This is a genomic window from Nitrosomonas sp. (assembly GCF_040256045.1).
GTDB lineage: Bacteria > Pseudomonadota > Gammaproteobacteria > Burkholderiales > Nitrosomonadaceae > Nitrosomonas.
The window spans coordinates 1-11,246 of record NZ_JBDZWD010000063.1 but is presented as its reverse complement, the minus strand read 5'-3'; the positions used below and the strand labels follow the sequence as shown (position 1 = coordinate 11,246).

General features: G+C 44.7%; 12 protein-coding genes. All 12 read right to left on the bottom strand.

Annotated features, from left to right (window positions below):
- Positions 1–717, bottom strand: a 717-nt coding sequence (gene rnc, locus ABUL11_RS10095; protein WP_350283730.1) for a ribonuclease III, incomplete at its 3' end; no start/stop codon positions are given.
- Complete coding sequence (locus tag ABUL11_RS10090; RefSeq protein ID WP_350283729.1) at positions 714–1,094, bottom strand: DUF4845 domain-containing protein; 381 nt, start codon at positions 1,092–1,094, stop codon at positions 714–716. The genes ABUL11_RS10090 and rnc, both read right to left, overlap by 4 nt.
- A 34-nt stretch (positions 1,095–1,128) precedes the next feature.
- Complete coding sequence (lepB, locus tag ABUL11_RS10085; protein ID WP_350283728.1) at positions 1,129–1,929, bottom strand: signal peptidase I; 801 nt, start codon at positions 1,927–1,929, stop codon at positions 1,129–1,131.
- A 67-nt stretch (positions 1,930–1,996) separates the two neighbouring features.
- Entirely contained in the window at positions 1,997–3,793 is a 1,797-nt protein-coding gene (lepA, locus tag ABUL11_RS10080; RefSeq protein WP_350283727.1) for a translation elongation factor 4, read from the bottom strand.
- Between the two features lie 290 nt (positions 3,794–4,083).
- Positions 4,084–4,362, bottom strand: coding sequence for a glutaredoxin family protein (locus ABUL11_RS10075; RefSeq protein ID WP_350283726.1), 279 nt, complete (start codon positions 4,360–4,362; stop codon positions 4,084–4,086).
- A complete protein-coding gene (locus ABUL11_RS10070; RefSeq protein WP_350283725.1) occupies positions 4,355–5,848 on the bottom strand; it encodes a DegQ family serine endoprotease in 1,494 nt (497 codons plus the stop codon). The genes ABUL11_RS10075 and ABUL11_RS10070 overlap by 8 nt, the downstream gene beginning before the upstream one ends.
- A gap of 56 nt (positions 5,849–5,904) precedes the next feature.
- Entirely contained in the window at positions 5,905–6,516 is a 612-nt protein-coding gene (locus tag ABUL11_RS10065) for a sigma-E factor negative regulatory protein (RefSeq protein WP_350283724.1), read from the bottom strand.
- The gene (gene rpoE / locus ABUL11_RS10060; RefSeq protein ID WP_350283723.1) at positions 6,510–7,112 is read right to left on the bottom strand and encodes an RNA polymerase sigma factor RpoE; all 603 of its coding nucleotides are present in this window, start codon (positions 7,110–7,112) and stop codon (positions 6,510–6,512) included. The genes ABUL11_RS10065 and rpoE overlap by 7 nt, the downstream gene beginning before the upstream one ends.
- A 125-nt stretch (positions 7,113–7,237) precedes the next feature.
- Positions 7,238–8,101, bottom strand: a complete 864-nt coding sequence (locus ABUL11_RS10055; RefSeq protein ID WP_350283722.1) for a CorC family transporter — start codon at positions 8,099–8,101, stop codon at positions 7,238–7,240.
- A gap of 59 nt (positions 8,102–8,160) precedes the next feature.
- The gene (gene ybeY, locus ABUL11_RS10050; protein ID WP_350283721.1) at positions 8,161–8,634 is read right to left on the bottom strand and encodes an rRNA maturation RNase YbeY; all 474 of its coding nucleotides are present in this window, start codon (positions 8,632–8,634) and stop codon (positions 8,161–8,163) included.
- Entirely contained in the window at positions 8,609–9,625 is a 1,017-nt protein-coding gene (locus ABUL11_RS10045) for a PhoH family protein (RefSeq protein WP_350283720.1), read from the bottom strand. The genes ybeY and ABUL11_RS10045 overlap by 26 nt, the downstream gene beginning before the upstream one ends.
- A gap of 60 nt (positions 9,626–9,685) precedes the next feature.
- Positions 9,686–11,014 (bottom strand): tRNA (N6-isopentenyl adenosine(37)-C2)-methylthiotransferase MiaB, encoded by a 1,329-nt coding sequence (gene miaB, locus ABUL11_RS10040; protein ID WP_350283731.1) that lies wholly within the window; start codon positions 11,012–11,014, stop codon positions 9,686–9,688.
- Positions 11,015–11,246: the final 232 nt, after the last annotated feature.

Below are 11,246 nucleotides of genomic sequence, written 5' to 3'. Positions count from 1 at the left end.
TTCATAGGCTTGGCGTGCAGCTTCCTGCTCGGCCCGGCGACGGCTGGTTCCCTCACCTCTTGTGCGAATGCCGAATCCGGGAATGACACATTCCACATGAAAAACCTGTGCGTGCGGATCACCCTGTGCCAACAGCACGTTGTACTCAGGCAAAGCAATTTTACGACTCTGCAGATATTCCTGCAGCAAGGTTTTGGAATCCTTGCCGGAAGTATCCGGATCCAACTGCCTGATCAGGGGTTCATACAATGCAACAATAACCTGCTCTACCGCTGTAAATCCGCTTTCGAGATAAATCGCACCGATAATGGCTTCCACGGCATTTGCCAGAATCGAAGGGCGATGATGTCCGCCACTTTTACGCTCACCCTCGCCCAATAAAATCAGTTCTCCGATACCCAAGGTGGATGCCAAGCGGTGCAATGCTTGCTGATTGACGAAATTGGCACGCAATCGGGTCAGGTCTCCTTCCGCCAATGATGGAAAACGTTTGAACAGCAACGTTGATACTGCACAGTTCAGCACACTGTCGCCGAGAAATTCAAAGCGCTCATTGTTCGGAAAACCGAGACTGCGGTGAGTAAGCGCTTCCCGGAGTAAATCAGGCTGTTTGAAGGCATAACCCAGTTTCTGCAAAAGAACTGTGTAATCTCGCCCTTTCAGTGTTTTTATCTGTTTGTTTTTTGTATTGCGTGCAACAGGCCTGGAACTGGTCATCGATCACTGGCCGCATCGAAGTCGATCAGTAAAGAAAGGTTTGCAAACAGAGGTTTCGTAACTGTGTAGTTTATATCCAGCACGAGTTGCCCATCCTGTTTTCTGATGACGATATCATTTCCGTTTACGGATTTTATGGCATCCACGGCAGCGCGCTTGTTAAACGCCTGGCGAATTTCATAGACGCCGGCATTACGCAACTCGGAATCACTGGCAATTGCCACCAGTGCCCGCTTGACTGCGGCAAACTCGATGTAAGCAGGAACAAGTCTCATCCCCAGGATTGCCACCAGAACAATGATTACCGACCATGTCAACAGACCCGGCAAACTCACTCCCTGCTGCTTTCTGTTCATTGAAGAATAAACCGGATTCATAGATACCTCCGCGACATACTGAAGATTCAAATCATTATTTGATCAACGTACCTATTCTGCTCAGATCATTAAAATTCCACCAGATCAGGAAGGCTTTACCGACGATATGATTTTCCGGCACAAACCCCCAGTAACGGCTGTCACTGCTGCCATCCCGATTATCGCCTAGAGTAAAATAATTCCCTTCAGGAACCTTGCAGGAAAAACCTGTCCGATCAAAGGTACAGTTCTCCCGATTAGGAAAGTGATGAATGGCAGACAACTGAATATCCGGCATATCTTCATTGATCAGGATGTCATGTTCATTGCCCTCCATGTTCTCTTTGAATCGCTGAGTATAAATGTATGCCGGGCCATCGACATATTTGTAGTCGCTGCCCTGCTCCAGCAGGACAGGGATATCATTGATACTCAACTGTTTATTCCGGTAGGTGACCGTATCCCCGGGCACACCGATCACTCGCTTGATGTAATCGATAGAGGGATCCTCGGGAAAACGAAATACCATGACCTCACCACGCTGGGGTTCATTCATATCGATGATTTTCAGGTTCGCTACCGGCAACCTAATCCCGTAGGTGTACTTATTGACCAGTATAAAATCCCCGATCAGCAAAGTTGGAATCATTGAGCCGGAAGGAATTTTGAAAGGCTCTACCAGAAAAGATCTTAAGCAGAATACGATCAGGATGATCGGAAAAAAGCTTTTAGGATATTCGACCCACCATGGCTCGGTGCTATCGGAAAGACGTTTGTGCCTCAGCACAAAATAATCAAGCAGCCATATCCCGCCCGTAACCACCAATAAAATAAGCAACACCAAAGGAAAATTCATAATACCTCATGACCTAGAAATATACCGATCACCACTTTACCCCCCCGTTTGCCGGCATTTTTATTTGTTACTTACCATCCACCTGCAGAATGGCAAGGAATGCTGCCTGGGGAATTTCAACATTACCAACCCGTTTCATACGCTTTTTCCCTGCTTTCTGCTTTTCCAGCAGCTTGCGTTTACGTGTAATGTCTCCACCGTAGCATTTCGCCAATACGTTCTTGCGCAATGCCTTGACATTCTCGCGCGCTACAATGTGGGCCCCTATTGCTGCCTGTACTGCGATATCAAACATCTGTCGCGGAATGAGTTCACGCATTTTCTGTGCCAGCTCCCGCCCGCGTTGCTGGCTGCTGGCACGATGCACAATCAGAGACAATGCATCCACCCGGTCGCCATTGATCAATATATCAAGTTTAACCAGATCAGCTGCCCTGAATTCCTTGAATTCATAATCCAGCGAAGCATAACCGCGGCTTACAGATTTCAATCTGTCAAAGAAATCCAGAACCACCTCGTTCAAAGGCATTTCATAAACCAGCATTACCTGCCTGCCCATGTATTGCATGTTCTTTTGGATACCACGTTTGCCGGTACACAATGTCATCACTGTGCCAACGTATTCTTCTGGAACCAGAATCGTCGTAGTAATAATCGGCTCCTGAATTTCTTCTATGCTGGCCAGATCGGGCAATCTGGATGGATTCTCGATTTCCGTGATTTTGCCATCACGCAGAACGATTTGGTAAACCACTGTAGGTGCAGTGGTAATGAGATCCATATCATATTCCCGTTCCAGCCGTTCCTGCACAATATCCAGGTGCAGCAATCCCAGGAATCCGCAACGGAATCCAAAACCCAACGCCTGGGAAGTTTCCGGTTCAAAATGCAGAGAAGCATCATTCAACTGCAGTTTTTCCAGTGCCGCACGCAACGCATCATATTGATTGGATTCGACCGGGTACAACCCGGCAAAAACTTGTGGTTTGATTTCCTTGAATCCCGCAAGGGGCTCAAGGGCGGGACGATCAACGAGCGTCACCGTATCCCCCACTTTGGCAGACTTAAGATCCTTGATTCCTGAAATGATAAAACCTACTTCACCGGCACTCAGCGAGTCATGGCTTACCGCTTTCGGCTGAAAAACTCCCACTTCTTCACATAAATAACTTGCCTTACTGGACATCAGTAAAATCTTGTTACCTGGTTTCAGTACCCCATCCACGACTCGAACCAGCATCACGACACCCACATAGCTGTCAAACCAAGAATCTATGATCAACGCCTTAAGCGGCGCATCAATACCTCCTTCAGGAGGTGGAATCTGCGCCACGATCATTTCCAGGACCTGATCCACCCCTTCACCGGTCTTCGCGCTGATACGCAAGGCACTCTTAGCTTCAATCCCGATGATATCTTCTACTTCGGCTATCACCCTGTCAGGATCCGCTGCAGGCAAGTCGATCTTGTTAAGTACCGGGATCACCTCGACACCTTGCTCGATTGCGGTATAACAGTTTGCAACCGTTTGCGCTTCAACCCCCTGAGAGGCATCGACGACCAGCAAGGCCCCTTCACAAGCAGAGAGTGAGCGGGATACTTCATAGGAAAAGTCAACGTGGCCCGGGGTATCGATCAGATTCAGCAGATAATTTTTGCCATCCCTAGCCTGATAGTGTAACGCTGCAGTTTGTGCCTTTATCGTAATACCACGCTCACGCTCCAGGTCCATCGAATCTAACACCTGATTCTCCATTTCCCGATCGGAAAGGCCACCACAAAACTGAATGATGCGATCGGCAAGGGTGGATTTGCCATGATCGATATGCGCGATAATGGAAAAATTACGAATATGCTGTATCAAAAGAAATCACCGGTCGGCAGAGAATTGACAGAAGTCAGAGACGAAAGGAGCGATTGTATACAAATCAACAAGGGGAAGATAGATTTGGCCGGCCTGCTCAGAACAGTCTGACAGCCAGATACATCCTGATGATCAAAGAAACAGCGAGAGAATCTGTTAAATGCGCTAGCCTCAACAATTTACTCTATCTCGGTTTCTTATATCAGCACAGAATATGGAAATATGAAAGCTGCGTTTTTTGCGGAATGGGAAAACCTGGCTCACTCAACAAATTAGCCAAAGGCCAAAACTCAGGAGAGGTAGGTATCAACTACATCTGAATCAAGAAAATAATGACATAGCTCTTTGTTCTCATTAACAGAAAAAAGAACAGGAACACGATCACTGTACAATCGCATCAAATATTCATTTCCGTCGATATTGATTACTTCCAGTTCAAATCGGGATTCTTTTTGTAATACCTCCAAGGAAGCAATCATCTCTTCACATAGATGACAGCCTTCCTTCCCATATACAATCAATTTCCTGGATTCTGCCTGATTATTCATTACCAAGGCAATTTTATCCATCTATCTTTATGGTAATAAAAGTCGTGATATCTCCCCTTTTTATCAGCAGAGCAATATTCCGACCTTTCTTGGCGTCATCCAATAACTTATTGAATTGTCGGATAGATTTTATATCCTGGTTATTGAACCCCAAGATAATATCTCCGGGATGAATTCCCGCATTGCTGGCAATTCCGTCATAAACTTCTTGGACCAGCAAACCGTTATCAACTCCAAGTTCATTCTTTTGGCGTGCAGAAAGTTCTCTCAAAGCAAGTCCCAGTCTGCTGGTAGCATCTCCCGATTTACTTTGTTTCTGGATAGTAGTACTACTGTCCTCTCCCGGCATTTCCCCTACTGCAACAGTCAGTTTCTTAACTGAACCATTACGCCATATTTCAACAGGTACCTTGACGCCCGGCTTCGTATTTCCAACAATGCGGGGTAAATCACTTGAAGCATCGATATCTTTACCATCGAATCTAAGAATTACATCTCTTATCTTGATATCCGCCTTATCAGCCGGTCCGTCTTTCTCTACAGAAACAACCAGTGCACCACGTGACTTATCCAGATTGAAAGACTCCGCCAACTCCTCTGTCATTTCCTGGATCATGACCCCAATTTTTCCTCGCGAAACCTTACCATGAGCCTTAAGCTGACTGGTAATTTCCATCGCCATATCAATCGGAATGGCGAAAGAAAGACCCATAAAGCCACCAGTACGACTGTAAATCTGGGAGTTAATCCCTACAACTTCCCCTTTCATATTGAATAGTGGTCCACCTGAGTTACCTGGATTAATTGCCACATCAGTCTGAATAAAAGGAACATAATTTTCCTGGGCGAGCGACCGCCCTTTCGCACTCACAATCCCTGCTGTAACCGTATTCTCAAAGCCAAAGGGCGCCCCGATAGCAATCACCCATTCGCCTACCTTAAGCTGATCAGGATTACCTTGGGTAACCACCGGTAAATCATCCGCATCGATTTTTAACAGTGCTATATCTGTTTTCTGATCAGCTCCTATTACTTTTGCACCGAACTCACGTTTATCGGTCAGCCTCACCGTGATTTCATTGGCTGATTCAACCACATGTGCATTGGTTAGGATATAGCCATCCTTACTAATGATGAAACCTGAGCCCAGTGAACGGGATTCATATTTTTTTCTCGGATCGGCGAAAGGCTGCATATGCCGGCGAAAAAACTCGTAAAAAGGAGAATCCTCAGGAATATTAGGAATGCCCGGGAAAAAATGATTCGTATCTAACTGCTGCGTCTGCACGGTACTGATATTGACAACTGCCTGCCCATGCCTCTCCACCAGATCTGTAAAATCCGGCAAATCCTTTGCATGCAATGGTGCAGACAATATAAATACTGCTACGAACAGATAAATCGCAACAGCACTCTTACGCCATATATTCGCACCTGTTATTGTATTTACCAAAAATTCGGATCCTATATCTGAATGGAAATTATCCCGAGAGATTATGCCAACCATGCAATCACCAATTAAGAGGTAGTGTTTTATTTTCTTATATAGCTGACTGACACATACTACTCAACAGGTGCAGCAGCAGACTGTTCCCCAGTTACCTCAGCAGGCGAAGGCATTCCGGTAGTCGGATAACGGACTGACCTTTCATAAGTAAGATCTCTGTAAATCAAAGGATCATTATTATAGTGAGTGCTTACTACAGGCATAGAAGGAGATGAATACGCAGATACGGGCTGAAAAGTCATTGACGAACGGTGCCCTCCGACAGGCGCAGTCTTTCCGCTAGTTTTTTCAGCCATATATACTTCTTTAAGTCCTGTTTCAGGCTGCTCCCCCGATTGGGATATCAACCATCCAACCGATAATGCAGCAACCGAAGCAGCAACCGACAGATTCAGTAGTTTTTGTTTAAGGTTTTGGTGGATTTTATGTGGATAAGGTGATAACAAGAGTGGCTCATCGACCAGTTGATTTTTGACCTGTTCCGATATATCTATGTTAACAGCTGACTGACGTAGCGAATCACCAACCACGTGATAAATCTTCCAGTCAGAAAATAAATCGTCGTCATTCTTGATTGCATTAATTACCTTGGCAGCATGAGTGCCATCAAGCTCACCATCCATCAGTTCAGAAATTTCATTTCTCACAATTTCACCCCTTATCACCATCTTTTACTCTTATCAGTACCCAATAAAGGCCTTAACTTATCGGCCACAGCTTCACGCGCCCTGAATATCCGGGATCGTACTGTACCAATAGGACAATTCATGATATCAGCAATCTCTTCATAACTAAGCCCTTCGATTTCCCTGAGAACAATTGCCGTGCTCAACTCTTCAGGGAGAGCTTCAAGCGCCTGATTTACGGTTTGGGCAACCTGTTTACCCATAAGTTCACTTTCCGGCGTGTTTACTTCCCGGAGCTGATCAGCTCCTTCAAAATTTTCTGCCTCCTCGGTGCCGAACCCATTTACAGTTGCAGGAAGTTTTCGACCTTGTGATACCAGAAAATTCTTGGCCGTATTAACCCCGATCCGATATAACCAAGTATAAAAAGCACTATCACCGCGAAAAGAAGGCAATGCCCGGTAAGCCTTAATGAAAGTCTCTTGAGTAATATCTTCCACTTCAGCAGGATCACGGATGAATCGCGACAATAAGCGCGCCAATCGTCGCTGATATTTGATAACCAGCAGATCAAACGCTCGCTTATCACCGCGCTGTACCTGTTCTACCAATTGCTGATCGATCTCACGATCACTCATTTCTCAGATTTCCGGGATAAGAAAGATATAAGCTGGTTTTATTTAACAATTTGTAATCTTCTGCCTTAATCACAAACAACCATTCATTATTAATTCAGCAACGCAGCACATCGTTAAACACAAAATTAAACCGGATCATGAAAATCTGCACCTTCAATCAACCCGAGCTTGATACGCTCCACTTTCAACAAATGTAAACGACGACTGTCTGCTCTCATGACAGTAAAATTGAAATCTTCAATGATAATGGATTCCCCATTCTTAGGAAGTCGACCAAATTTATTGATAACAAGACCCCCAATCGTATCAAATTCTTTGTCACTGAATGTTGCGCCCAATGTCTCATTAAAGCTGGATATTTCTGCAATTGCTCTGACACGATAATGGCCATCCGTATCGGCAACAATATAAGCATCATCTTCATCGAAATCATACTCATCCTCAATATCTCCGACAATCTGTTCCAAGACATCTTCGATCGTGACGAGCCCGGCTACACCACCATATTCATCAACCACGATAGCAATATGGTTGCGGTTACTGCGAAAATCTTTAAGCAGGATATTCAATTTTTTAGATTCGGGTATATAAATCACTGGACGCAGCATATCCCTGATATTAAATTCTTCCCTGCTCGCGTAATAACGCAATAAATCCTTTGCCAGCAATACACCGATAATCTGATCTTTGCTGCCATCCGTAACTGGAAAGCGTGAATGAGCAGTCTCCATTACAAATGGAATAAATCCTTCCGGCTTCTCACTAATGTCGATCGTATCCATTTGCGAACGAGGGATCATAACATCACGTACCTGCATTTCAGAAACCTGCATCACTCCTTCAATCATGGCCAAAGCATCTGCTTCAAGCAGGTTACGCTCATAAGCAGAATGTAACAGGGCCAACAGCTGTTCACGATCTTCCGGTTTTCGCGAAAGTAATGTACTAATATGCTCAAACCAACCAACTTTAGGGGAGGTTTCGTTCATGAAATGTTTAATATCAGGAATAAGAAAGACTGTCTCACGCAGCTTATATCATTTCAATGTTAAATGACATAAGGATTGGGGTAACCGAGTCTGGTGATAATCTCTGTTTCGAGTGATTCCATCACCACTGCATCTTTATCGTGGATGTGATCATAGCCCTGCAAATGCAAAACACCATGAATAGTGAGATGAGCGTAGTGAGCAGTCAGATCTTTGCCTTGCTGTTGCGCTTCGTTGTAAATCACTGGTGCACATAACACAATATCACCCAAAAGTGGGATATCGTCGTCATACACAAACGTCAACACATTGGTTGCCGAATCTTTACCACGAAAGTCGTGATTGAGCGCTTCACCTTCCTGCTTGTCAACGATACGAATAACTACCTCTGCAGGTTTGCTTAGTGACGCTCTAACCCACTTACGAAATAGTCCTCTGTTCGGGATACCCATCTTATCAGCCACATACTGTACCGTCAGTATGAGTTCCTGCTGACGATCTAGCAACTCAACTGGATTCTTTGTCAGGAGCATATTTCTCGTAGGCGTCTACTATACGTTGAACCAGAGGATGACGGACTACATCTTCCGTCCTGAAGCGGGTAAATGCGATCCCGTTTATATTCTTCAATACCCGCTCTGCTTCAATCAAGCCACTTTTCTGATGTTTGGGCAAATCAATCTGCGTTATATCTCCAGTAATAACGGCTTTGGAGCCAAAACCGATACGTGTCAGAAACATTTTCATCTGCTCAGCCGTTGTATTTTGTGCTTCATCTAGAATAATAAATGACTGATTAAGCGTACGGCCGCGCATAAAAGCTAGTGGCGCAATTTCAATGATACCTCTTTCAAAATGCTTGCTGACCTTCTCAAATCCCATTAAATCATACAGAGCATCATAAAGCGGTCTTAAATAAGGATCTACTTTCTGTACCATGTCTCCCGGTAGAAATCCCAATCTTTCTCCAGCTTCCACGGCCGGTCGCACTAAAATGACGCGACTGACCAGTTCACGCTCCAGCGCATCCACTGCACAGGCAACGGCAAGATAAGTTTTACCGGTACCTGCCGGGCCAATACCAAAAGTAATATCATGTTTCTTAATCTGAAAAAGATAATCTGTCTGCCGGGCAGTGCGGCCCTGAATATTACCGCGACGAGTAACAAGTTGTAAGGAAACCGCACTGGGATTGGCGTCCGTAACAGTTCTATCCGAATCCTCAGAGGGGGGCAAAGTGTTATTTCGAATTTCAGTCAGGCCAAGCTGTATTTGTTCAATACTGAGGTGGTGATACGAATCATCATAAAACTTTTTTAGTGCCTGAATTGCCAAGCGAGTATTCTCTGCAGAACCATAAAGCTTAAAGTACCCTCCTCTGCGGGAGAGCATCACATTGAAAGCATACTCAATTTGTTTAAGATTTTCATCCAAGGCACCACAAAGATTAGCCAGACGTTCATTATCCGTGGGAGAGAATGTCAGTTCAACCTGCTTCGATTTTGTTACTTCATCAAGAGTCATGGTCATATTAAGACTTTGGCATTAATCAAATAGAGCCGCAAGTCAATGGAACTATGATCATTACCTACCGGAGATTTCACCACGCAATGTATGTGAGGAAACTGCTGTTATCCTGATATCAATAAAACTCCCGATCAGTCCTGCATGCCCAACAAAATTAACTACCCGATTATTATCTGTTCTGCCACAAAACTCACCAGAATCCTTTCTTGATGGGCCTTCTACCAAAATACGCTGGATGGTACCGACCATACTCTGACTGATCACCTGCGCATTAAGCTGTATTTTTTCCTGTAAACGATACAGCCTCGTTAATTTTATCTGGGGTGAAGTATTATCCGATAAATCAGCAGCTGGCGTTCCTGGACGCGGGCTGTAAATAAAACTGAAAGATTCATCAAAACGTACATCGTCGATCAATTTCATTGTTGCTTCAAAATCATCCTCTGTTTCTCCGGGAAACCCGATAATGAAATCGGATGATATTGATATATCCGGACGAATGATACGTAGTTTCCGAATAATGGATTTGTACTCAATGGTTGTATAACCGCGCTTCATTGCAGCTAATACTTTATCTGATCCAGATTGCACGGGCAAATGTACATGACCAACCAGCTTCGGTAAGCGTTGATATGCTTCAATCAGCCGAGCTGTAAATTCCCTTGGATGAGAGGTGGTATATCGGATACGCTCTATGCCGGGAATTTCATGAATGTAATCCAGTAATGTAGCAAAATCGGCAATCTCCCCACTACCCATCTTGCCAAAGTAAGCATTTACATTCTGCCCAAGCAGTGTAACCTCTTTGGCACCCTGTATTGCAAGTCCTGCCACCTCGGTAAGAATGTCATCCAATGGTCTCGAAACTTCTTCTCCCCGGGTATAAGGTACGACACAGAAACTGCAGTATTTACTGCACCCTTCCATAATCGATACAAAGGCAGTGGCTCCGTCCGTACGTGCCGGCGGCAAATGATCAAACTTCTCTATCTCAGGAAAGCTGATATCCACCTGGGGACGGCCTGTACGTCTGCGAGCATCGATCAAGTCAGGCAATCTATGCAATGTTTGGGGGCCAAATACTAAATCGACAAATGGGGCACGTCTGACTATCTCAGAACCTTCCTGACTGGCTACACACCCACCCACACCAATCAGAAGATCAGGCTTACTGTTTTTAAGATACCGCACGCGTCCCAAGTCATGAAAAACTTTTTCCTGTGCTTTTTCACGAACCGAGCAGGTATTAAACAGGATCAGATCGGCTTCTTCGGGTGTTTCAATCAACTCCATACCCTTCTCAGACAACAAAATATCAGCCATTTTGTCCGAATCATATTCGTTCATCTGACAGCCGAACGTCTTAATATAAAGCTTCCTGCCCATCATACCCTTGTCAGAATTTCAATTAATCAACCCGTCTGCTCACATTTGTTTGCCCGAAAATACAAACAATGCCGATAAAAAAGCAAGCTGCAATCCTAGAAATAACCGATCTCCAAAAGACTGCAACTTGCTGTCTGATATATATTGCTGATCAAACTACATATGTTAGCCAATCAAAACTTACTTACTCCTCCTCGTTATCGTCTTCATTGTCGCTATCGCTGTCGGAGGC